At 66.6% G+C, this 22417-nt stretch carries 20 protein-coding genes and 1 pseudogene; 16 read left to right on the top strand and 5 right to left on the bottom strand.

From position 1 onward, the window contains the following. Positions 1-83: 83 nt before the first annotated feature. Positions 84-881: a diphthine synthase gene (gene dph5, locus NO887_RS13670; protein ID WP_256418899.1), complete on the bottom strand. Its 798-nt coding sequence runs from the start codon at positions 879-881 to the stop codon at positions 84-86. A gap of 162 nt (positions 882-1043) precedes the next feature. Here dph5 and NO887_RS13675 point away from each other — a divergent pair, with 162 nt between their 5' ends. The 3 genes from NO887_RS13675 (at position 1044) to lrpA1 (ending at position 4415) form a co-directional block, all read left to right on the top strand. Further along, a complete protein-coding gene (locus NO887_RS13675) occupies positions 1044-2939 on the top strand; it encodes a 2-oxoacid:acceptor oxidoreductase subunit alpha (RefSeq protein ID WP_256418821.1) in 1896 nt (631 codons plus the stop codon). 2 nt (positions 2940-2941) lie between these two features. Then, positions 2942-3880 carry a thiamine pyrophosphate-dependent enzyme gene (locus NO887_RS13680; protein ID WP_256418822.1) on the top strand — a complete coding sequence of 313 codons (939 nt, stop codon included), beginning with the start codon at positions 2942-2944 and terminating at the stop codon, positions 3878-3880. A gap of 106 nt (positions 3881-3986) precedes the next feature. Further along, a complete protein-coding gene (lrpA1, locus tag NO887_RS13685; protein ID WP_256418823.1) occupies positions 3987-4415 on the top strand; it encodes an HTH-type transcriptional regulator LrpA1 in 429 nt (142 codons plus the stop codon). A gap of 11 nt (positions 4416-4426) precedes the next feature. Here lrpA1 and NO887_RS13690 read toward each other — a convergent pair. The 4 genes and pseudogenes from NO887_RS13690 to ileS all read right to left on the bottom strand — a co-directional run. After that, a pseudogene (locus NO887_RS13690) lies at positions 4427-4636 on the bottom strand (RNA-guided endonuclease TnpB family protein); the annotation flags it as partial. 34 nt (positions 4637-4670) lie between these two features. Then, a complete protein-coding gene (locus NO887_RS13695) occupies positions 4671-5165 on the bottom strand; it encodes a hypothetical protein (protein ID WP_256418824.1) in 495 nt (164 codons plus the stop codon). Positions 5166-5226: 61 nt separating this feature from the next. After that, positions 5227-5697, bottom strand: coding sequence for a GNAT family N-acetyltransferase (locus NO887_RS13700; RefSeq protein WP_256418825.1), 471 nt, complete (start codon positions 5695-5697; stop codon positions 5227-5229). A 150-nt stretch (positions 5698-5847) separates the two neighbouring features. Then, positions 5848-9000 (bottom strand): isoleucine--tRNA ligase, encoded by a 3153-nt coding sequence (gene ileS, locus NO887_RS13705; protein ID WP_256418826.1) that lies wholly within the window; start codon positions 8998-9000, stop codon positions 5848-5850. Positions 9001-9199: 199 nt separating this feature from the next. On the opposite strand from ileS, the gene NO887_RS13710 reads away from it, so the two are divergent. From NO887_RS13710 to NO887_RS13770, 13 genes are all read left to right on the top strand, one after another. Then, positions 9200-9649 carry an Lrp/AsnC family transcriptional regulator gene (locus tag NO887_RS13710; RefSeq protein ID WP_256418827.1) on the top strand — a complete coding sequence of 150 codons (450 nt, stop codon included), beginning with the start codon at positions 9200-9202 and terminating at the stop codon, positions 9647-9649. Between the two features lie 69 nt (positions 9650-9718). Continuing rightward, positions 9719-10870 (top strand): DUF63 family protein, encoded by a 1152-nt coding sequence (locus NO887_RS13715; RefSeq protein WP_256418828.1) that lies wholly within the window; start codon positions 9719-9721, stop codon positions 10868-10870. Positions 10871-10960: 90 nt separating this feature from the next. Beyond that, a complete protein-coding gene (locus tag NO887_RS13720) occupies positions 10961-11479 on the top strand; it encodes a hypothetical protein (RefSeq protein WP_256418829.1) in 519 nt (172 codons plus the stop codon). A gap of 156 nt (positions 11480-11635) precedes the next feature. After that, on the top strand, positions 11636-12805 hold the full coding sequence (gene coaBC / locus NO887_RS13725; RefSeq protein WP_256418900.1) for a bifunctional phosphopantothenoylcysteine decarboxylase/phosphopantothenate--cysteine ligase CoaBC: 1170 nt from the start codon (positions 11636-11638) through the stop codon (positions 12803-12805). A gap of 266 nt (positions 12806-13071) precedes the next feature. Then, positions 13072-14325 carry a monovalent cation/H+ antiporter subunit E gene (locus NO887_RS13730; RefSeq protein ID WP_379812248.1) on the top strand — a complete coding sequence of 418 codons (1254 nt, stop codon included), beginning with the start codon at positions 13072-13074 and terminating at the stop codon, positions 14323-14325. Further along, positions 14322-14627: a cation:proton antiporter gene (locus NO887_RS13735; RefSeq protein WP_256418831.1), complete on the top strand. Its 306-nt coding sequence runs from the start codon at positions 14322-14324 to the stop codon at positions 14625-14627. Before NO887_RS13730 ends, NO887_RS13735 begins: the two co-directional genes overlap by 4 nt. Next, complete coding sequence (mnhG, locus tag NO887_RS13740; RefSeq protein ID WP_379812246.1) at positions 14624-14953, top strand: monovalent cation/H(+) antiporter subunit G; 330 nt, start codon at positions 14624-14626, stop codon at positions 14951-14953. Before NO887_RS13735 ends, mnhG begins: the two co-directional genes overlap by 4 nt. Beyond that, entirely contained in the window at positions 14950-15528 is a 579-nt protein-coding gene (locus tag NO887_RS13745) for a DUF4040 domain-containing protein (protein ID WP_256418832.1), read from the top strand. Before mnhG ends, NO887_RS13745 begins: the two co-directional genes overlap by 4 nt. After that, a complete protein-coding gene (locus NO887_RS13750; RefSeq protein ID WP_256418833.1) occupies positions 15525-16226 on the top strand; it encodes an MnhB domain-containing protein in 702 nt (233 codons plus the stop codon). The genes NO887_RS13745 and NO887_RS13750 overlap by 4 nt, the downstream gene beginning before the upstream one ends. Continuing rightward, positions 16223-16726 (top strand): cation:proton antiporter subunit C, encoded by a 504-nt coding sequence (locus NO887_RS13755; RefSeq protein ID WP_256418834.1) that lies wholly within the window; start codon positions 16223-16225, stop codon positions 16724-16726. Before NO887_RS13750 ends, NO887_RS13755 begins: the two co-directional genes overlap by 4 nt. Next, positions 16719-18356, top strand: coding sequence for a proton-conducting transporter transmembrane domain-containing protein (locus NO887_RS13760; protein ID WP_256418835.1), 1638 nt, complete (start codon positions 16719-16721; stop codon positions 18354-18356). Before NO887_RS13755 ends, NO887_RS13760 begins: the two co-directional genes overlap by 8 nt. Beyond that, positions 18353-20632, top strand: coding sequence for a proton-conducting transporter transmembrane domain-containing protein (locus NO887_RS13765; RefSeq protein WP_256418836.1), 2280 nt, complete (start codon positions 18353-18355; stop codon positions 20630-20632). Before NO887_RS13760 ends, NO887_RS13765 begins: the two co-directional genes overlap by 4 nt. Continuing rightward, positions 20629-22404, top strand: coding sequence for a Na(+)/H(+) antiporter subunit D (locus NO887_RS13770; protein ID WP_256418837.1), 1776 nt, complete (start codon positions 20629-20631; stop codon positions 22402-22404). The genes NO887_RS13765 and NO887_RS13770 overlap by 4 nt, the downstream gene beginning before the upstream one ends. Positions 22405-22417 lie beyond the last annotated feature (13 nt).

Below are 22417 nucleotides of genomic sequence, written 5' to 3' on the forward strand. Positions count from 1 at the left end.
GTTAAATGCTACCGTGCTACAACGATATCAAAGGCAGGGGCGATGCACGACGGTGCGTGCGGTTTCGTCGGTTCCGTGATGACTCACTCGTCGAGCAGTTCGTCCGGTGCGCCCGCCAGTCCGGCGAGCGCGTCGGATTCGACGTGATGCAGGTCGCCAGGGATCACGAGCAGGTGGAGTGGGTCACCGAAATCGCGGCCGGCGAGCGCGCTCAGCCGGTCGGCGGCGACGACGGCGGTCGGCGACCCGGCACGCGCGACGACGACAGCCAGCTCGTCCTCCCAGCCCTCGGCAAGCAACTCGGCGGCGGTGTCGGCGGTCATGTACTCCTCGTGGTCGGGATCCAAGCCCGTCGGGCCGGTGCCGACCTTGATGTCGAGGTAGACCACGGTGTGAAGCCCGCGCTCGCGGTTCGTCTCGATCGTCTCGATCACGCTCTCCGGCACGTCGCCGCCGCCGTGCGCGTACGGGAACGGGAGCGTCGTCGCCTTACCGAACCGGTAGTTCTGGAGCCCGGTGAGACTCGACGCGGCCGACTGCGCGGTCACGCCGTGGATCACGCGCGTGTCAATTCCGCGCTCTTCGGCGCGGAGCCGGAGGTCCGTGTGGGTCGTCGAGATCATCGTGTCGCCGGCGGTGCAGAACGCGACGTCGCCGTCCGCGGCCGCGTCGAGGATCGTAGACGGGTCTCGTTCGACGCTCTCGCGCGGGCGTACCTCGATGTCGATGTCGTGGGACGCCTCCAGATCGACCACGTCCGTGCCGACGAGCTTGCTGGTGTAGAACTCGGCGAAGACGCGGTCAGCCGCTCGGAGCGCCTCGCGTCCCTCGACGGTGACCGACCGCTCGTCGTAGAGACCGAGCCCGATGAACGTGAGCATGCTCTCGGTCGGAGTGGCGGCGGCTAAAAGGTACGGAACCGCGGCGGCGACGGCGGGCGGTCCCGTATTCTTCACGATCGTCCCTTGTGATTCCATAGCAAGCACTAAGAGGTAACCAACACAAGGCCAAGCTACGAGGCCTACACGGGCTCACACACCACTATGACTGACGACGAACTCATCTGGCGGATCTCGGGGGGGTCCGGTGACGGGATCGCTTCGACGAGCCAGAACTTCGCGAAGGCCCTGATGCGATCGGGGCTGAACGTCTTCACGCATCGCCACTACCCGTCGCGGATCCGCGGGGGCCACACGTACACCGAAGTCCGCGCGTCTTCGGACCCGGTACGGTCCCGCGGAGACGGATACAACTTCCTGCTGGCGCTCGGCGACTCGTTCGCCCGCAACCCACAGGAGGAGGCCGTCTACGGGAACGAAGAGATCAAACCGCTCTCGGAGAACCTCGATGAACTCCGCGAGGGCGGCGTCATCGTATACGACGAGGGGCTGCTCGACGCCTCCGAGATTCCGAACTTCGAGGAGCGCGCCGAGGAGAACAACTGGCACGTATACCCCCTCGACCTTCGCGGGCTCGCCCGCGACATGGGTCGTGAGGTCATGCGCAACACCGCCGGCGTCGGCGCGACGTGCGCGCTGATCGGCATGGACCTCGACCACGTCGAGGACCTCATGCGCGACGCGATGCCGGAGAAGATCCTCGACCCGAACGTCGAGATCCTCGAGACGGCCTACGACCAGGTCCAAGAGGAGTACGACATCGACGCGCCAGACGTGAGCGTGCCGACGGGCGAACACGACGAGACGCAGCTGCTCATGTCCGGGTCAGACGCCATCTCCTACGGTGCCATCGACGAGGGCTGTCGGTTCATCGCCGGCTACCCGATGACACCGTGGACCGAGGTGTTCACCATCATGACGAAACACCTGCCGAAACTCGGCGGGATCTCGGAGCAGGTCGAAGACGAGATCGCGGCGGCCGCGCTCGCGGTCGGCGCGTCTCACGCGGGCGTCAAGGCCATGTCCGGCTCTTCCGGTGGCGGCTTCGCGCTGATGTCCGAGCCGCTCGGGCTCGCGGAGATGACGGAGACGCCCGTCGTCCTCGTCGAGGCCATGCGCGCCGGTCCGTCGACCGGAATGCCGACGAAGCCGGAGCAGTCCGATCTGGAACACGTCCTGTACACCTCACAGGGCGACTCCCAGCGCGTCGTCTTAGCGCCGGGGACCGTCGAGGAGGCGTACACGCAATCGCGGCTCGCCTTCCGGCTGGCCTACGAGTACCAGATCCCGTCGATCCTGCTGTACGACCAGAAGCTCGGCGGCGAACTCGTCAACGTCCCCAAGAGCCACTTCGACCGCGAGCCAAACCCGACGCTCGGCAAGACGCTGGCGGAGGACGCGCTTGCGGAGCAGCCGCACTCGGCCGACGGGAAGTTCCACCGGTTCCAACACGATGTCGACGATGGCGTCTCACCGCGGTCGCTCCCCGGCCAGAAGGGCGGTCGCTTCCTCGCGACCGGTAACGAGCACGACCCGACCGGTCACATCGCCGAGTCGCCGGAGAACCGCGTCGCGCAGATCGACCGGCGGACCGAGAAGTTGGAGGCGATCCGCGCCGACCTCGACGCCGAGGACACCGGCTCGTACGCCGGGCCCGAGGATGCCCAGTACGGCATCCTCACCTTCGGCAGCCAGCAGGGCACCGTCGAGGAGGCCGTCGGTCGCCTCAACGACGCGGGAATTTCCGTGAAATCGTACAGCGTCTCCGACATGCTCCCGTTCCCGACCGAGCAGGTCGAGGCGTTCGTCGAGAGCGTCGACGAGGTGCTCGTCGTCGAGATGACCGCTTCGGGGCAGTTCCGCGGGCTCGTTCAGAAGAACCTCGGCCGCTACGGCGAGAAGCTGTCGAGCCTGCTGAAGTACAACGGGAACCCGTTCGAGCCAGCAGAGATCGTCGACGGGTTCGAGGCCGCTATCATTGAGGGCGACGGCGACGCGTCCAGCCATCAGACCACCTTCGTCCCAGCCGCAGGTGACTAACAATGAGCACGTTTTCAGCAATCGGAGAGGAGCGAGAGATCGACCGCGACGAGTACACTCCCGGCGTCGAGCCGCAGCCGACGTGGTGTCCGGGTTGCGGTGACTTCAGCGTCCTGAAGGCACTGAAACAGGCGCTTCCCGAAGTCGGGCGGACGCCCGAAGAGACGCTGCTGTGTACCGGAATCGGCTGTTCCGGTAAGCTGAACAGCTACCTCGACACGTACGGCTTCCACACGATCCACGGGCGATCGCTTCCCGTGGCCCGCGCCGCGAAGCTCGCCAACCCGGACCTCGAAGTCATCGCCGCCGGCGGCGACGGCGACGGCTACGGGATCGGCGGGAACCACTTCATCCACACGGCTCGGGAAAACCACGACATGACGTACATCGTCTTCAACAACGAGATATTCGGGCTCACAAAGGGACAGACCTCCCCGACCAGCCCCAAGGGCCACAAGTCGAAGACGCAACCGTCTGGCAGCGCCAAGGAGCCGATCAAGCCGCTCTCGATGTCGCTCAACGCCGGCGCTTCCTACGTCGCCCGCACCGCCGCGGTCAACCCCAACCAGGCGAAGGAGATCATCATCGAGGCGATCAACCACGACGGCTTCGCGCACGTCGACTTCCTCACCCAGTGTCCGACTTGGAACAAGGACGCGCGCCAGTACGTCCCGTACATCGATGTCAACGAGTCCGACGACTACGACTTCGACAAGACGGACCGCGTCGAGGCACAGGAGATGATGCGGACGACCGAGGAGTCGCTCTACGAGGGCGAAGTCCTCACCGGTCGGTTCTACGTCGACGAGGACCGTCCGTCATACGGAGAAGAGAAGCGCGCTATCGGCGAGATGCCTGAGGAGCCGCTGGCAGAGCGCTACTGGGACGACGACTACGAATGGGAGCGCTCGCACGACCAGTTCCTCGACAAGCACGCCTGACGCCGCCGTAGATCGGGATTGTCTACAGTTCCGTTCCGGTTCGGTGTCCGTTCGACTCGTTTTCTCATTCGCAAGGTATTTTTTCTATGGAGGCAAACGTACCGGTATGAGTACGGTATCGACCGAAGAACGGATCCTATCGGTGTTAGAGGAGGACGCGCAGGCGTCTTGCGCGGAGATTGCCGAACGGGCTGATGTCTCGAAGCCCACGGTGCGAAAGTACATCGATCGCCTAGAGGAGAAGGGCGTAATAGTGGGGTACTCGGCGGAGATTGACCCGAAGAAGCTCTCGTCGCAGTCGATCGCCATGGTCGGGATGGATGTCGACTCCGGCAAGTACGTCGGAGCGACTCGCGAACTGAAAGCGCTCGACGAGGTACAGGCCCTGTACACCTCTTCTGGCGATCACATGTTGATGGCCGAGGTCCGCGCGGGCGACGGCGACGAGCTTGGCGACGTGATATCCGAGAAGCTACTGGCGATCGACGGCGTCACCGCCGCTCACCCCTCGTTCCTGCAGGAACGCCTGAAGTGAACTACCCCACCCTACCGCTCGCCTGACGACTCGCGCTTGAGGGTGTCGTCAGAACTCTCCGAGTTCTGACTGCTAACCAGAAGTCTTTGACTTCTGGTGATGGGGCTTCCTGTTTCCACGACGCACTTTGCAGATACGGACGTATCCATAGGGAGCGCAGTCTCCACAGGCGTTGATTCGGAGCGTCCCGCTCCTAACCGCGTCTTGATACCGCGAGTAAGTTCGGGTTGGTCTCTCGGTCCCGCGGAAGCGCTTCTACCGATACGCGAGTGCGACGAGGACCGATGCGACCGCCGCGACACTCAGCGTCGCGCCCGCGACGGCGGCGTCGCTCGCTCCGGCTAGGACGCCCACGAGGGGGAGACAGAGCAGTGTGCCAACCCATATCGTGGCACCCCCGAGTCGACGCGCTCGCTCGCGACTCACGTCCGGCGTCGTCAGGAGTTCGCGCCGGTCCCGGAAGCGGACGAGCCATCCGAGGACGAGCGAGCCGACAGCTGCGACGCCGAGCGCGCCAGCGGCGACGAACCGATCGGAGAGGTCTAGGGTAATAGCCGCGGCGAGCGCGAGCAGGAACCCACCGGTCCCCGCGAGCACGGCGGCGTTCGCTCGCGCGCCCGCGTCGTCGCGGTCGTCGATCCCGTAGAGCCGTCGGAGCCGGCTCCCAGAGGGAAGGCTCGCGAGGGCGACGATCACAAGCGCGACGCCGAGAGCAACGAGGAGAGCGGAACCGAAATCGACGGGGACCATCGTCGGCCAGTCGTGAGTGTGCCAGCCACTTAATTTTCCGCGATAGCGGACGCCAAACGCGTCACCGAAGCGCGCCGATGTCAGTGACAACGATCGTTTCGTCGCCCGCGGGACCGCGTCGCGTCTCTCGCGGTTCAAACCCGTGCGCGGTGAAGAACTCGTGTGCGTCCGGGCTGTCGGTGGGGACGCTCGCCCGGAGGGTGTCGACACCGCGGTCGGTCACCGACGACGCGACGCGCGAGAGCAAGTCGGCGGCGAGGCCCTCGCCCGCGTGGTTCGGATGAACCCATAGAGCGAGCAGCTCCGCCTCCGACCCCCGGTCGTCGGGGTGCGCGATGGCGACGCCGACGGGACCGTCGTCGTCTTCCATCAGGAAGGACCACTCCGCCTCCGCGGCGGCCTCGCGGACGCCGGCGGCGGACACATCCAGAAGGGGGGATCCGATATCGTCGAAAACGGTCGTCTCACGAGACCGCGAGACAGCCGTCCGCAGGGCCTCCGCGTCGTCGGGCCGGGCCGCCCGGACTTGCATACGTGACCATGGGGAAAGCGGCCACCTATAGGTTTCGGGATGTCAATTTTTCCGCGTGCCGACACTCGAAGAGCGACCGCTCGTCTCGTTGTCGGTCTCACAGACGCGCCGATCGATTCGGCCGTCGATACGGCAGTGTCGATCGGTCGCCTACGCGACCGGTTCGATCCCGATAGTGACAATGATGTCCTCGACATCCCACTCCTCGACAAGCCCGCCGTCGGCGTCCGCCGCCTCGCTCGGGTCGTCGAGCCACGCGTCGGCCCGGACCTCGCCGGCGATAAGGTCGGCGTGCTCGTCGACGAAGCCGGTGACGCGGTCGTCGTCAACATCGACGCCGACGCGGATCCGCGCTTCCACGTCGAGGTCGAGATCCTTCCGCATTTCCTGAACCCGTCGGATCACGTCGCGGGCGTACCCTTCAGATTCGATCTCGGGAGTCAGGGAGGTGTCGACGTAGACGACCCCGCCATCGAACTCGACGCCGGTGACGTTTTCCGGGGGCTCGGCGACGTACTCGACCATCGCGTCGTCGAGGTCGACGGGCTCGCCGTCGACCGTCATCTCGCCGGACTCGACGGCCTCGCGAGTCGCGCCGTCGAGCGCACTCATCACCTTCTGTGCGTCGCCGCCGAAGGCCGGACCGATCTCGGCCATCTGCGGCTCGGCGGTCTCGACGAGCTCGTCGAAGGCGTCGGTGACGCGAACCTCGCGGGCGTTGACCCGATCGGCGATGAGGTCGGCGAGGCGGTCGACCGCGCCGGCGACCGCGTCGTCATCGGTCTCGACGACGACGCGCGGCACGGGCCATCGGAGCTTGCGGCCGGCCTGCTGGCGGGCGTTGGCCGCGGCCTCCTCGACGTTCCGGAGAACCGTAACGTCGCGTTCGAGGGCCGGGTCGCGCAGGTCGTCGGTCGGCTCGGGGTAGTCGAGTTGGTGGACGGTGGTCGCCCCGCCGTCGAGCGTCTGGTACATCCGCTCGGAGAGGTAGGGCGCGATCGGTGCGAGCAGTCGGATCACCTCGTCGAGGACGGTCGCGAGCGTCGCGTACGCGCCGCGCTTCGAGTCGGAGTCGGCCTCCTCCCACATCCGGTCGCGGACGGCCTTGACGTAGAATCGGGACACGTCCTGCGTGACGAACTCGATCACGGCGTTTACCGCGTCAGCGACGCGGTAGTCGGCCCACGCCTCTTCTACCTCTGTCTCGACCGACTGGAGCCGCGAGAGAACCCACTCGTCGACGAGTTCGAGGTCGCCGTCGGCGAGGTCGGCCGCGGCGGGATCGTAGCCGTCCAGATCCATGTATTCGAGCGGGAAGCGGAACACGTTCCAGAGGATGTTGAGCTTGCCATGGATCTCTCCCAGTCCGTCCCACTCGAACGCGAGGTCGACGCCCTGCTGGTCGTGGCTGAGGAGGTAGGTTCGGAGCGGGTCGCGCCCGGCGCGGTCGATCGCCTCCTCGGGAGTGACGATGTTTCCGACGGACTTGGACATCTTCCGACCGTCCTCGTCGTTCGCGAACCCGTGCATGACGACCTCGTCGTAGGGAATCTCGCCGACTGCGGCGGTTCCCATGCCGAGCTGCGACCAGAACCATCCGCGCGTCTGGTCGTGCGCTTCGATGATCAGGTCGGCGGGCCACAGCTCGTCGTGTGCGGTCTCGTCGCTTGGGTAGCCCAGCGTTCCCCACGTGGCGACGGAGGAGTCGAGCCACACGTCGAACACGTCTTCGACGCGGCGGTACGTCGTGCCGTCCTCGACGATCGCCAGGTCGTCAACCGAGGGGCGGTGGAGGTCGATCGATTCGGGGTCGACGTCCTCTTCGACGCGCTCCGCTAGCTCCTCTCGGGTGCCGATCACGATCATGTCCTCGTCGAGCGTGTCGGGATCGGCGTCTGCCGGCACCCAGATCGGGATCGGGATGCCCCAGTAGCGCTGGCGAGAGACGTTCCAGTCGGGCGCGTCCTCGATGAAGTCGCGGAAGCGGTTGTCCCGCGCCCACTGCGGATGCCACTCCGACTCCTCCATGTTATCCAAAAGATCCTCCTTGACGTCCGTGATCGAGATGAACCACTGGTCGGTGACGAGTTGGATGATCCCAGTGTCACACCGCCAGCAGTGCCCGTAGCTGTGCTCGACGGTGCCGTGTGCGAGCATGTGGCCGTCGGCGACCAAGTCGTCGATGATCTCGTCGTTGGCGTCGCGGACGAACCGGCCGGCGTACTCGCCGGCGACTTCGGTGAACACGCCGTTGGGACCGACCGGACAGTAGATGTCGAGCCCCAGTTCGCTACCGCGGTGGAAGTCCTCCTCACCGTGGCCGGGTGCGGAGTGGACGAGTCCGGTGCGGTCGGCCTCGACGTAGTCGGCAGCGTACACCTCGCCTGCACCCTCGAAGTCGGGGTACTCGGCGACATGGTTGGCGAGCGGGTGGTCGTACGTCCAGCCGAGCATCTCCGCGCCCGTCAGTTCGCTCTCGATCTCGTAGTCCTCGTATCGCCCTTCTTGGAGCACGTCTTCGACGCACGCTTCTGCGATGTACAGCAGTTCCTCCTCTCCGTCCTTCTCCGCGCGGACCGCGTTGTAGGTGAGATCCTCGTCGACCGCGACGAAGGTGTTCGCCGGAATGGTCCACGGGGTCGTCGTCCAGATGACGAGGCTCCCCTCCCGATCTGACAGCGGGAACTTCACGTAGATAGACGGGTCCTCCACGTCCTCGTACTCGACCTCGTTGTTGGCGAGGCCAGTCTCACAGCGCGGGCACTGCGAGATGGAGCGTTTCCCCTGCTCGACGAGCCCATTGTCTGCGACCTCCGAGAACGCCCACCAGGCGGCCTCCATGTACTCCGGCGAGATGGTCTCGTAGGGGTCCTCCCAGTCCATCCACACGCCGATAGATTTGAAATCCTCATCCATTGCCGCTCGGTTGTCGAGCGCAAACTCCTTGCACGTCTCGATGAACGACTCCATCCCGTACTCCTCGATGTCTCGCTTGTTCTCGAAGCCGAGTTCCTCCTCGACTTTCACCTCGATCGGGAGCCCGTGCATGTCGTACCCCGGCCGGTCTGTGACCCGATGACCGGTCATCCGCTTGTGACGGATGACGGCGTCTTTCAGCGTCTTGTTCCACGCCGTCCCGAGGTGCATCTGCCCGGAGGTATACGGCGGCCCGTCGACGAAGAAGAAGGGCGGGTCGTCGGCGTGCGCCTCTTTCGCCGCCTCGTAGGCGTCCGCGTCGTCCCAGTACTCGTCGACCGCCGACTCGATGTCGGCGGGCGTGTACTGGTCGTCGATATCGTCCATACGGATCGGTCTTGGCGCGGATATTTGAATACGGCGGAGTCGCGTATCGGCGTGACACGGAGTGGCGCAGATCGCTCTCCGATGCGTACTGGACCAACATACATGCGGAATCACGACCGTGCACGGCGCGTATGGCGGTGCCGTCCGCCGTCGAAGTGGGGTCCGGAAGGGCCAAGTCCTGTCGAGTCATACCACGCGCATGGAACTCGACGAGACGGACCGAGCCATCCTCCGTATCCTTCAAGCGGATGCACGAACGCCGTTCTCCGAGGTCGCGCGGCGTATCGACATGTCCAGTGCGACGGTCCACGATCGGGTGGGGCGCATGGAAGACGCGGGCGTCATCGAGGGATACCACGCGGCGGTCGATCCGGCAGCGGTCGGATACGGTGTGAGCGCGTTCGTCGGACTCCGGGTCGAACAGGGGCGCGAGGAGGACGCGCTCGCCGGGCTCAGCGATGTCGACGAGGTGCGCGAGATTCACCTGACGACCGGCGAATGGGACGTGCTCCTCCGCGTCGTCGCAGCCGACACCGACAGTCTCCGGGAGCTGATGTTCGATCGGATAGCGGAGATGGAGGGGTTCTCGCGGTCACAGACGATGATCATTCTCGGAACGGACTACGAAGAGGACGGTCCGCCGGTGTGAACACGACCGGCATTCGACTTGCGGTACCGGACCGGAACGCTCAACTCGGCGACGCTCGCATCGGGGAGCATGACTACGGACGGAGCGCGCGTCGAACTGTCGCCGGAACGGGCGTGGGCGACCGCGGTCGGGCTCGTCACCGCGGCTCTCGCAATCGGTTCCGTCGTGTTCCCGCGGATCGTCTACGACCGGTTCCTCTGGCGGTACTTCTGGGGACCGGTCGCGGCCGACGGACAGGGGGCACAGTGCGCCGTGCGAGACGCTGGCGGGACAGAACTCCTCGACAGCACCGCCGCGTGTACGGAGGCCGTCACCGCCGGCGCGGTCGTCGCATTCCCGGGATACACCACGGTGTCGACCGTGAGCTACGTCGTGATCCTGTTGGGTATGTTGATCGGCGTCGTGTTTCTGCTCCAGCGGCTCGACATCGGCAACGAACTCCGCTTTTTCTACGCGCTGTTCCCGTTCATGCTGCTCGGCGGGACGTTACGGACGGTCGAGGACGCGGGCGTCGCGGCGATGGACGCCGGCGTCGAGCCGCTCATTCCGTACCCGGCGAGCGCGCTGCTCATCAGCCCGTTCATCTACTTCACCGTCTTCGGCGTGACGCTCGCGTGTGTCGTCACCGCCTATGGACTCGCCGGACGCGGGGTTGTCGACGACTACGCGCGACCGCTGTTCGCGATGGGCACTGGCGCGCTCGCGCTTTCGCTCGGCTATCTCGCGTACCTCGCGGCCGCCACCGAGTACGTCGACTTCTATCCCGTCGTCCTCGTGTCGACGCTCGGCATCGCGACGCTGGCGACGCTCGCGACGTGGACGCTCGCGACCCGATACGAGCCGTCGGTCAGACGTGGGACCGGCTTCGCGGGGATACTGATCATCTGGGGACACGCCGTCGACGGGGTGGCGAACGTCATCGGGCTCAACTGGATGCCGGCACTCACGGGAACGCCGAACCTCGTTCCGAAACACGTCGTTAACTCCCTCATCGTCGACTGGACAGGTCGGTTGCTTCCCCAGTCCATTGTCGCCGTCACCGGCGACGCGTGGCCGTTCCTGTTGGTGAAGCTCGCAGCGGCGACGTTCGTTGTCTGGGTGTTCAACGGCGAGATGTACGAGGAGTCGCCGCGGTACACGCTGATGCTTCTCATCACCGTGCTGGCGGTCGGCCTCGGCCCCGGAAGCCGAGATATGCTGCGCGCGACGTTCGGGATCTGAGGGCGCAGTCGGTCGGTTTCCAGCGATCGGCAGTCGTAGGCCACGTCGACGGGACGGAAGCCACAAGTGCGCCGCCCCGCGAGCAGATCTATGGTCGATACTCCGCGACGACGCGTGTTGGCTGCCGCAGCGACCGGAACGACGCTCTCGCTCGCCGGCTGTAGCTCGCTCGGCTCCGACGGCACCGATGGATCCGCCCAGACGGACGACGCCGAATCCGCCGATGACGCGAGCGCGACCGCCGCCGTCGACATCCAGTCGGACCTCCAAGCGGCACAGAACGACATCCGACAGCGACTCCAAGAGGGGAACCTGACGCAGTCGGAGGCGCAAGCCGAGATTCGCGAGACCCAGCTCGACCTCCTCACCGAGGCCGTGTCGACGGTCGAGTCGTACGCGAGCGACACCGAGGGGCTGACCGTCAGTCAGACGAATGCACGAGCAGGTGCGGTCCTCGTTTCGGGCGCGCCAGCGGCCGTGTTGAGCGTGCTCGACGCCGACTCGGTGAGCGCGCTGCTCTCGGCCGAGGAGTTCCCCGAACCGGAGCAGTCGGCGACGAACGGAACCGAAAACGATTCGGAGACCGACTCGACGAACGACTCCGCCTGACGCCCGCGCGGGCCACGCGATCGCGTCGGCTGTCATTCCTCCACTCGTTTACGACACCCATCAGCACGTCATTCGGTACCACACAGCGACCGCAACGCGATCTTATAAGCCGCCGCGGGTGAAACCTGTCTGGTAATGTCCGAGGGGTCACCGTCGATGCTCGCGGGCGTCAACGTCGCGCTCGGCGTTTCCGGGAGCATCGCGGCCGTGAAGGTGGTCGAACTCGCACACGAACTCCGCCGACAGGGCGCGAGCGTCCGCGCGATCATGTCGCCGTCGGCGACGAACATCGTCCACCCGTGGGCCGTCGACTTCGCGACGGACGAACCCGTCGTCACCGAGATCACCGGAGACGTGGAACACGTCGAACTCTGCGGCCGAGACGGCTGGGCCGACGTGCTCCTTCTCGCGCCGGCGACCGCGAACACCGCGGGGAAAGTCGCAGCCGCGATCGACGACACGCCGGTCACGACCTGCGCGACGACCGCGCTCGGTGCGGACGTGCCGGTCGTGATGGCCCCGGCGATGCACGAGCCGATGTACGACCACCCGGGCGTGCTCGACGCGCTCGACCGGCTGGAGTCGTGGGGCGTGACCCTCGTCGACCCGCGGATCGAGGAAGGGAAAGCGAAGATCGCAGCGGAGGCGGCGATCGTCACCGAGGTGGCTCGCGCGACGACGACGCAGACGCTCGCCGGGACGCACGTCGTCGTCACGGCCGGTGCGACCAAAGAGCGCATCGACCCGATCCGCATCCTGACGAACCGGGCTTCGGGCAAGACCGGCCGCGCTGTCGCCCGCGCGCTGTACGTCCGCGGCGCTCGCGTCACGCTGGTTCAGGACGGTCCGGACGTGCCGTACGCTGACGTGGTCGCCGTCGAGACCGCAGACGAGATGATGCGGGCGTGTCGACAGACCGCGGCGACGGCAGACGCGCTGGTCTCCGCGGCTGCCATCTCCGATTTCACCGCCGACGCAGTGGACAAAAAGATCCGGTCGGGGTCACCGCTGTCTGTCGATCTTGAGCCGACGCCGAAACTGATCGACTCGGTTCGGGAGGCGTACCCGGACCTCCCCATCGTCGGGTTCAAAGCCGAAACATCCGGCGACGATGCGGCCATGGTCACAGAAGCGGAGAGGATCCGCGACCGCGTCGGTCTCGCGTTCGTCGTCGCCAACGACGCGAGCGTGATGGGCGACGACGAGACCCGCGTCCTTCTCGTCGCCGAGAGCGGAACGGACTCCGAGGAAGTCACCGGGTCGAAAGACGCCGTCGCGGGACGGATCGCCGACCGGTTGGCGGCCGTGCTCGATCGGGGCGAGTGACAGTCGGCGATCGCCGAAGCCCACGACCGCCGATAGTCGTCGAAGAGATCCGAGAGAGTGGTCCGAGAGCGGTCCGAGAGCAATCCGAGAGCGGTCCGAGAGCAATCCGAGAGCGGGCGCGACCACATTTTCTACCGGTCACGTTCCCCCGCCGTACGGATATCCGCTGGGATACAAACTGTTTTGAGGCGGTAGGAAAAGTAATCGAGTAGAGATACCGATGCACACAGAGACCGTCATCCCCCGATCCGTCGGAGGTGTGGTGGGTGGCTGACACCGGTGACGAGCCGGACGCCGCAGACCCGGACGCCGCGGCTGAGTCCGCCGCCGAGACCGGTTCCGATCCGCCGAGCGGAGGCGATCGGCCGGGCGCAGTCGTCGTACCCGTCGAACGAACCCCGACGCTCCGTGCGACGGTCGCGCATGCCGTCGAAACGGCTGCGAGCGGTGAGTTCTCTGCGGTCCACTTCGTGGAAATCGCCTCGTGGCGCGACGGCGATCCGGAGAGCGAAGAGCGGACCGCCGAGGCCGAGCGCATCCTCGAACGCGTGTTGGCGTGGGCCGAGGCCGACCTCGCGGACTCCGACGCCGACGAGACGGACGTCACGATCGCCGTCGACCTCATCGGGTCCGACGACTACCTCTTCGGACCGGACGACTACGTTCGCGTGCTGGTCGCGTACGCCGAGGACAACGGGGCCGACACGGTCCTGTTGGACCCCGAGTACACGCCGGTCGGCAACACGACGCTCCTTCAGCCGCTCGAGTTTGAGCTGTCGAACACGGACTTAGCTGTCGAGACTGCGCCCGTGACTCGACCCACGCGGCGCGAACGGCTCAGGAGCGAGGCGACTGGCGTGCGGTTCGCCGCGATGTTCGGCCTCTCGCTTGCGTTCTACTTCGTGCTCGGCGACCCGCTGTACTGGTTCGACTGGGTGACCGGCGTCGCGAGCGCGGCGATCGTCTCGATCACGCTGTCGCGGATCAGCTTCGACGCGGACCCCGCGCTGCCGCGGACGCCGCTGCGGATCGTTCGCGGGGCCATCTACGTCCCCGTCCTGCTTTATGAGATCGTGATGGCGAACCTCGTCGTCGCGCGGGTGATACTGGACCCGCGGCTCCCGATAGAGCCGACGATGAACCGCATGCGCGTGATCGTCGGTAGCGGGCTCCCGCTGATGACGCTCGCGAATTCGATCACGCTGACGCCGGGGACCCTGACGGTCCGCGCCCGCGACAGCGATCTGTACGTCCACTCACTCATCCCGTGGGCCCGCGACGGGCTCTTCGGCGGATCGCTGGAGCGGTGGACGCGGTTCGTCTACTACGGGCGATCGTCGGCTCGCCTTCCGACGCCCCGAGAGCGCGAGGATTGTGCGATCTTGCAGGGCCCGGACGCGACCGAGGAACTCCCCATCGCCGCGACGGACGGCGGGGAGGATCCGGGCGACGATCCGACCGCGACGGCGACGGACGGGAGTACTCCGACCGGAGACACCGACGAGGTGACCGATCGATGACGCTCGTCGACGCGACCGTCGTCGCCGGCTACACCGTCGGCGACGTGCTCTTGTACGCGGCGGCCGGCTTCGCCGTACTCGCGATCGGGATGCTCTACCGCGCCGTGAAGGGCCCGACGATGCAGGACCGCGTGCTGGCGGTGAACGTCCTCGGAACGAATACCGTCGTGATCCTCGGACTGTTGGCCGCGGCGCTCGACGAGCCGACGTTCCTCGATGTCGCGTTAGTGTACGCGCTGTTGAACTTCCTGATGGCGATCGCCATCTCGAAATTTACGGTCGAGCGGGGTGGGGTGCTGTGATCGCCGCGATCGAGACCGTCCGCGTGGGACTGATCGTCGTCTTCGTCCTGCTCGGGTTGTTCTTTTCGTTCGTCTCGATGACGGGCGTACTTCGCTTGCCCGACGTGTACTCGCGGGCGCACACCGCCTCGCAGGCGGACACGCTCGGCGCGGGGTTCGGGCTCGCGGCCGTCGCGCTCACCGTCGGTTGGGAGGGTGCGGGGTTCAAGAGCGTGATCCTGTTGTTCTTCATCTTCGTGACGAACCCGACGGCGGCCCACGGGATCGCCCGGGCCGCCTTCGAGGAGGGAATCGTGCCGTGGACCGAGGGGGACGAGCGCCGATGACGGGCGCAATCGGCCTCGCTTCTCCGGTCGCGGCGCAGGTCACCGCCATCGAAGCGAGTCTGCTCGCGTTCGTCGTGCTCACGGCGCTCGCGACCGCGTTCGCGCGGGACGTGCTCGCGGCCGCCATCATCTTCGGGGCGTACAGTCTCGGGATGGCGGCGCTGTACACGTTCTACCGCGCGCCGGACGTGGCGATGACGGAGGCAGCCATCTCCGCCGGCGTGACGACCGTGCTGCTGTTGTTGACGCTTGCGAAGACGACCCGGATCGACCACGAGGCCGCCTTCGAGTCGGTGAACTACCCCGCCGCCGGCGCGGCGGCGTTCCTGCTCGCCGGACTGTTGCTCACGATGGGTGAGATTCCGGCGATCGGCTCGCCGGACGCGCCCGTGTGGTCGAACCCGGACGTGAGCCAGTGGTACCTCGCAGAGACGTACGCGCAGGTCCACGTCGAGAACACGGTGATGGGCGTGTTGGCGGCGTTCCGTGGGTTCGATACCTTCGGCGAGGCGATCGTCGTCTTCGCCGGCGGGATCGCCGCCCTGATCGTCCTCCGACGGGAGGTGTTCGCATGAGCGACTCCACGAGAGATGGAGACGCGGGAAGCGATCCGAACACCCCGAACGCGGGAGACGGAGACGCCCGCTCCGCAGACGTCGTTCCGCCCCACCGAGCGGTCAAGCGATCCGGACGGCTCGATTCAAACGAGCGACAGGGAACGCCGTACACGGAGAGTCAGGTGATCATGCCGACCGTGAAGATCGTGGCTCCGTTCGCGTTCACCTACGGGCTGTTCGTCACCTTCCACGGCGGCGGCTCGCCGGGAGGCGGCTTCCAGGGCGGCGCGATCATGGCCGCTGTCGTGTTCATGATCGCGTTCGCATTCGGTATCGAGTCGACCCGCACGTGGCTCGCGAACACCGTCGTCGTCGCGCTGGCGGTCGGCGGCGCGCTCGCGTTCGCCGGCATCGGCCTCGTTCCGGTCGCGCTCGGCGGCGCGTTCCTCCAGTACGACCTCCTGCCGATCCCGATCAAGTACGGGTTAGAGGCCGTCGAGATCATCGGGATCGCCCCGCTCGTCGCCGGCGTGTTGATGGGGCTGTTCTTCCTGCTCGCCAACGGCTTCGCGCTCGGCGGCGACGGGTTCGAACCGGACGATCCGGCGGACGCAACCGACGACGGACGCGAGGACTCACGAACTGGCGACGACGGCTCCGGTTCGTCTTCAGCGATCGCGGACGGAGGCTGCGAGCCGAACGGAGGTGACGCATGACGGTAGCCGGCGGACTCGCCGCGGCCGCGTCTGTGACCGCGACCGCGACCGAGCCGGTCGAAATCCTGACGACGAGACACGCCTACGTCGCATTCGCCCTGCTCCTGTGTATCGGGCTCTACATGATGATCGCGAACCCCAACCTCGTCAAGAAGATCGTCGGACTGAACCTGTTCCAGACTGCCATCTTCCTGCTGTTCATTACGTCGGGGTATGTAGAGGGCGGCGCGATCCCCATCGTTCCGTCGGGCGGTGCGGAGACGGGCACGTACGTCAGTCCGCTGCCGCACGTGATCGTGTTGACCGCCATCGTCGTCGGCGTGAGCCTCACCGCGGTGGGGCTCGCGCTCTGTATCCGGATTTACGACGAGTACGGAACGCTCCGTACCGACGTCCTCCGCGAACTGCTCCGCGACGAGGGGTCGATCCCCGATGGGCCGGACCTCGGAAACGGGTCCGAGAACGCGCCGAACGGCCACGGAGGTGACGCGGATGACTGACGTACTCCTCCCCGTCGCCATCGCGGTGCCGCTCGTGGCGGCGACCTTGCCGATCGCGTTGGGTCTCCGGTACGACGACACTGGCTGGCCCATCGCGGCAGTCGCGACGACGGCGCTCGCGGGAATTTCCGCCGCAATCGTCGCTACCGTCGCTTCGGGCGGCCGCCTGTCGCACGCGCTCGGAAGCTACCCGCCGCCGATCGGAATCGAACTGGTCGCTGACCCGCTGTCAGCCGCGGTGCTCGCGCTGGTCGCTGTCGTCTCGCTCGCGACGCTCGCGTTCGTCCGAGTCGCCGGTCCGCGCGGGAACGCGTTCTACAGCGGGTACCTGCTCCTCGTCGGCGGGCTGGCGGGAATGACGCTGACGGGCGACCTGTTCAATCTGTTCGTCTTCTTGGAAATAGTCGGGATCTCGACGTACGCGCTTATCGCGGCCGACCGGTCGGGTGCGAGCGCGTACGCCTCGTTGAAGTACCTCGTCGTGGGAACCGTCGGTGCCTCGCTGTACCTCCTCGGCGTGGGCTATGCGTTCCTCGCAACGGGGACGCTGAACATGCTCGACATGCAGACGCAGCTCGCACAGGTCGGCTACGGGAACACGCTCGTCCGAGCGAGCTACGCGCTGATCGTGTCTGGACTCGGGCTGAAGATCGCCGTGTTCCCGATCCACGCGTGGCAGCCGGACGCGTACCAGCGCGCGCCGGACGCGGTCACGACGATCGTCGCGGCGCTCGTGTCGACGGCGAGCGCGTACGCGCTGATCCGCGTGAGCTACACCGTCTTCACCGTCGAGTTTCTCGCGGCGAGCGACGCGATCACGACCGCGATGCTCGTCGTCTCCGGCGCGTCGATCCTAGCCGGGTCGGTGCTCGCGGCGATGCAGTCCGACCTCAAGCGGATGTTCGCGTACTCCTCCGTGGCGCAGTTCGGCATGATCGTGGCCGCGATCGCACTCGCCAACGAGACCGCGCTGCTCGGTGCGGCCGTTCACCTCGTCGGCCACGGTCTGCTCAAGTTCGGGCTGTTCCTCGGCGTCGGCCTGCTCGCGTTCGGCTACGGAGCCCGTCGGTTGGAGGACCTCGCGAGCGTCGCCCGCGACGCGCCCGTCACGTCCGGGGCGATCGCCGTTCTCGGGCTCGCGCTCGTCGGGATCCCGCCGTCCGTGGGTTTCCTCGGAAAGTGGTACATCGGCGTCGGAGCGGTCGAATCGAGCCTCGCCGGCGACGGCGCGTCTGGGATCGGCATCGCGGTCGTGATCTTCATCAGCACGCTGTTCACGCTGTCGTACGTCGCTCGGCTGCTGGAGCGGTTCTACTTCGCCGGCGTCGGACTTCCGGGAGACCACGGGGAACCCGTCGTCGCCGATGGCGGGCAAAGCGCAGGTGACGCCGGTGACGGCGACGCGCATGGCGACGACACTCAAAGCGACGGCAACGCGAGCGGAACCGGAGATCCGCGACCAGTCTCGCCTGTCGATGGCGCACCGACGGTGCCGGGCGTGCCCGATCGGGTGCCGCCCGCGTCGCTCGTGGCGCTCGTCGCTGCGACGCTCGTGGCGGTCGCGCTCGGCTTCGCCGGGTTCGGTCTCGCGGAGTGGTTCGACCCGTTCCTCACGGAGGTGTTCGCATGATAGAAGCTACACCCAGCATACGACCCCTACTGGCGGTTCTCGTCTCGTTCGTCGCGGCCTTCTTCATCGTCGCGTCGTACCGTTCGCCGAACGTCCGCGAGGGGTGGACGATCGCGGCGGCGCTCGCGAAGTTCGGCATCGTCGCCTCGATGCTGCCGGCCGTCCTCGACGGCGCGGTCTTCGAGTGGTCGCTCGGGGCCTTTTTACCCGGCGGGATCGAGTTCGTCCTGCGCGCCGACGCGCTCGGAATGTTGTTCGCGTTCCTCGCCAGCGGGCTGTGGATCGTCACCTCGTTTTACAGCATCGGCTACATGCGCGGCAACGACGAGACGAACCAGACGCGGTACTTCGCCGCGTTCGCGGTGTCGCTGTCGGCGACGATGGGAATCGCGTTCGCGGGCAACCTCGTGACGATCTTCGTGTTCTACGAGCTGTTGTCGATCGCGACGTACCCGCTCGTCGCGCACGACGAGACGGACGAGGCGCGCTCTGCGGGCCGGAAGTACCTCGCGTACACGATGTTCGGCGGCGGCGTGCTCGTGCTCGCCGGGACCGCCTTGGTGTACCTGATCGCCGGCAACGTCTCCTTCACCGCCGGCGGCATCGAGGAATTGGCGAACGCCGATCCCGGCTTAGCGATGCTCGCCTTCTTCCTCTTGGCTATCGGCTTCGGCGTGAAGGCGGGTATCATGCCGCTCCACCAGTGGCTCCCCGAGGCGATGGTCGCGCCGACGCCCGTTTCCGGACTGCTCCACGCGGTCGCGGTCGTCAAGTCCGGCGCGTTCGGCGTCTCTCGGGTCGTCCTCGACGTGTTCGGCCCCGAGTTGGTGTTCGACCTCTCCTTACCGCTCGGCTTCTCCGCCGGGCTCGTGCTCTCGACGATCGGCGCGATCACGCTGACCGCGGCGAGTTTCATCGCCCTGCGCAAGGACCACCTGAAACAGCGGCTCGCCTACTCGACGGTGAGTCAGCTGAGCTACATTATCCTCGGGCTCGGGCTGTTCGGCTGGTACGGGCTCGTCGGCGCGCTGTTGCACATCCCGGCGCACGCGTTCATGAAGCTCACCCTGTTCTTCTGTGCGGGGAACCTCCACGTCGAGACCCACACCGACTACATCTCGGAGATGGCGGGGATCGGCAAGCGGATGCCGCTGACGATGGGCGCGTTCACCGTGGCCTCGCTCGGGATGGCCGGGATTCCGCTTCTCGCCGGATTCGTCAGCAAGTACTACATGCTGATCGGCGGGATCCGGATGGGCATGGAGCTGACGCCGATTGCCTACTATCTCGTCGGAGCGCTGTTGCTCTCCGGCGTACTCAACATCGCGTACTTCTGGCCGGTGATCTACACCGCCTTCTTCGAGGCCGAGGACGCCCACGACGCGAAGCCGCTCGTCGACTTCCGGCCGGGCGGCGAGACGCGGTCGACGCTGCCAGCGACCGACGGTCGCGGCGCAGCGGACGACGCCGCGACAAACGGTCGCGGCGCAGCGGACGACGCCGCGACAGACGGCGGTCGCCCGGACGATGATGACGACAACGACGCGACCGACAAAGACGACGCGATCGACGAAGACGACGAGACCGCGGAGGATGCCGCCGACCTCGACAACATCGTCGAGAGCGCGGAGGCCGATTCGGCTGTCGATGCCGAGGACGCGGCGTCCGCGGACGGCGATTCCGAGATCCCGGACGACTCGGAGGTACCCGACGCGGAGATGGATGACCTTCCGACGGACGAGGAGGGTGTTGTGCGGCCGGACTTCGACACCAGCGAGCGTGACTTCTCTGAGCCGGCCGAGCGCGTCGACACGGGCGACTACGCCGTCGACGAACGGCCCTCGGATGTCAACGTGCCGTTCGGTGTGGGTCGCGACGAGGACGGTCGAGTCGGCGACGCAGTCGGCACGGCCGACGGTGACGCGACGGATATCGACGACCACGCGGCCGATCGCGACGGTCACGACGACGCCGAAAGCGGTGGCGACCACGCGACTGATCACGACGGCCGCGACGACGGTGACCACGATGACCACGCCGGCGATCACGTGGATGACCACGGTCACCACGGCGGACCGCCGCCGGGCGGCTGGGAGCGGATCGACGGCGTCGCGGCCCTCCTCGGTCGCGAGTCGACGTGGTTCACTCTCGGGCCGATCCTCACGGCGATGGGCCTCGCGGTGTTGCTCGGCGTGATACCCTACGAGATGGGCTTCCTAGAGCTGATCGAGCTCATCGTCGACACGCGGCTCCCCGAAGAGGTGATGCACCCATGACGGCTGCGACGGGCGCGCTGACCGCGATTCCGCCGTACGTCGTGCTCGCGTTCGCCGCGCTCGCGGTGCTCGCGCTCCCGCGCCACGCGGGCCACGTCGCGGCCGCGCTGGCGACGGCGTTCACGTTCGTGCAGGCCGTCCTGCTCGGAGACGCCGGGACCGGCGCGCACCTCGCGACGCAGCTGTTCGGCTTCGATGTCGTCTTCTTCAACGTCGATCAGTTCTCGCTGCTGATGGGCGTCGTCGTGGGATTCCTCGCGACGGCGGCAGTGCTGTACGCCTACGGCACGGAGGCTCCGACGTGGGTGACCGCGTTCGCGCTGATCTACGTCTCCTCGACCGTGGGGACGATCTACGCTGGCGACTGGCTCACGCTGATCTTCTTCTGGGAGCTGATGGCCGTCACCTCGACGCTTCTGGTGTGGCAGTACGGCGGCGCGGCCGTGCGTGCGGGGTACCGCTACGCGCTGTTCCACGGGATCGGCGGCACGTTCCTGCTCGGTGCGGTCGTCGTGCACTTCGCGAACGCCGAGACGTTCCTGTTCTCGGCGACGACCGGGATCCACCCGGCCGCGACGCTGCTCGCGGCGATCGGCATCGGAATCAACTGCGGGTTCGTCTTCTTGCACACGTGGCTGCCGGACACGTACCCGCGTCCGCACGTCGCGGCGTCGGTGTTCCTCTCGGTGTTCACGACCAAGACCGCCGCGTACGTGATGTACCGCGCGTTCCCCGAGGGCGGGATGTGGCTCGCGTACCTCGGCGGGATCATGGCCGTCTACGGTGCATTCTTCGCGCTGCTTCAGTACGACCCGCGACGCCTGTTGTCGTACCACATTCAGGCGCAGCTCGGCTACATGCTCGCCGGGTTCGGACTCGCGACGTACGTCGGCGAGTTCGCCGTCACCGGCGGGTTCGCGCACCTGTTCAACAACGTTCTCTACAAGAGCCTGCTGTTCATGGCCGTCGGCGTCGTGATCTACCGGACCGGCGTCGAAGACATCAGGGACATGGGCGGGCTCTGGCGCGAGATGCCCGTCACGTTCCTCGTGTACCTCGTCGGCGCGGCCTCGATTACCGCCGTTCCCGGATTCAACGGCTTCATCTCGAAGGGGATGGTGATCGACTCCGCACACGAGGTGCACAACTACGAGCTGCTGTTCGGCGAGGGGCTCCTCTGGTGGCTGCTCATCGTCGGCGGCGTCGGGACGTTCATGTCGTTCATCAAACTCGGCTACTACATGTTCTTCCACGGCTCCGCGACGCTGTCGCCGAAGGACGCCACGCCGTTCCAGACCGCGGGAATGGTTCTGGCCGGCGGCGCGTGCATCTTCTTCGGGACGCCGTTCACCTACGACTTCCTCGTCGAGCTGATGCCGTTCACGGCCGAGGTCGCGCCCGAGTTACACCCGTATAGCACGAGCCACCTGACCGAAAGCGCCGCGCTCCTCGTGGCCGGCTTCGTCGGATTCTTCGCGCTGAAGCGGCCGCTCGGTTGGCTCGCCCACCACATGCCGGACGTCGATGCAGTGACGTACCCGGCGGCGTTCTACCTCGGGCGCGCGTCGATCTGGGGCGTCACGGAGCTGTGGGCCGCCGTCGACCGCGCGGTGATGGAGCTCGTCGCCGTGATCGAGTGGACGGCGATGCACCCGCGAGAGGCGCTGGCACGGGCGGGCGTCGACACCGAGATCCGGACCGGGATCGGTCGGAGCGTCCTCTTTTTGACCGTCGTGGCCGGCGTCGCGCTGTTCGTGTTCGTGTTGAGCTAAGGGGGAGGCGGTG

The organism is Halorubrum laminariae, assembly GCF_024494655.1.
Classification (GTDB): Archaea; Halobacteriota; Halobacteria; order Halobacteriales; family Haloferacaceae; genus Halorubrum; species Halorubrum laminariae.

Bases quoted from the DNA above. Each gene is read 5' to 3' on its own strand.
- dph5 (WP_256418899.1), bottom strand. From the start codon at position 881: ATGCTCACGTTCATCGGGCTCGGTCTCTACGACGAGCGGTCGGTCACC.
- NO887_RS13755 (WP_256418834.1), top strand. From the start codon at position 16,223: ATGACGGTAGCCGGCGGACTCGCCGCGGCCGCGTCTGTGACCGCGACC.
- NO887_RS13720 (WP_256418829.1), top strand. From the start codon at position 10,961: ATGGTCGATACTCCGCGACGACGCGTGTTGGCTGCCGCAGCGACCGGA.
- NO887_RS13760 (WP_256418835.1), top strand. From the start codon at position 16,719: ATGACTGACGTACTCCTCCCCGTCGCCATCGCGGTGCCGCTCGTGGCG.
- NO887_RS13695 (WP_256418824.1), bottom strand. From the start codon at position 5,165: ATGGTCCCCGTCGATTTCGGTTCCGCTCTCCTCGTTGCTCTCGGCGTC.
- NO887_RS13700 (WP_256418825.1), bottom strand. From the start codon at position 5,697: ATGCAAGTCCGGGCGGCCCGGCCCGACGACGCGGAGGCCCTGCGGACG.
- NO887_RS13750 (WP_256418833.1), top strand. From the start codon at position 15,525: ATGAGCGACTCCACGAGAGATGGAGACGCGGGAAGCGATCCGAACACC.
- NO887_RS13675 (WP_256418821.1), top strand. From the start codon at position 1,044: ATGACTGACGACGAACTCATCTGGCGGATCTCGGGGGGGTCCGGTGAC.
- lrpA1 (WP_256418823.1), top strand. From the start codon at position 3,987: ATGAGTACGGTATCGACCGAAGAACGGATCCTATCGGTGTTAGAGGAG.
- NO887_RS13680 (WP_256418822.1), top strand. From the start codon at position 2,942: ATGAGCACGTTTTCAGCAATCGGAGAGGAGCGAGAGATCGACCGCGAC.
- NO887_RS13770 (WP_256418837.1), top strand. From the start codon at position 20,629: ATGACGGCTGCGACGGGCGCGCTGACCGCGATTCCGCCGTACGTCGTG.
- NO887_RS13735 (WP_256418831.1), top strand. From the start codon at position 14,322: ATGACGCTCGTCGACGCGACCGTCGTCGCCGGCTACACCGTCGGCGAC.
- NO887_RS13745 (WP_256418832.1), top strand. From the start codon at position 14,950: ATGACGGGCGCAATCGGCCTCGCTTCTCCGGTCGCGGCGCAGGTCACC.
- ileS (WP_256418826.1), bottom strand. From the start codon at position 9,000: ATGGACGATATCGACGACCAGTACACGCCCGCCGACATCGAGTCGGCG.
- NO887_RS13765 (WP_256418836.1), top strand. From the start codon at position 18,353: ATGATAGAAGCTACACCCAGCATACGACCCCTACTGGCGGTTCTCGTC.
- coaBC (WP_256418900.1), top strand. From the start codon at position 11,636: ATGCTCGCGGGCGTCAACGTCGCGCTCGGCGTTTCCGGGAGCATCGCG.
- NO887_RS13715 (WP_256418828.1), top strand. From the start codon at position 9,719: ATGACTACGGACGGAGCGCGCGTCGAACTGTCGCCGGAACGGGCGTGG.
- NO887_RS13710 (WP_256418827.1), top strand. From the start codon at position 9,200: ATGGAACTCGACGAGACGGACCGAGCCATCCTCCGTATCCTTCAAGCG.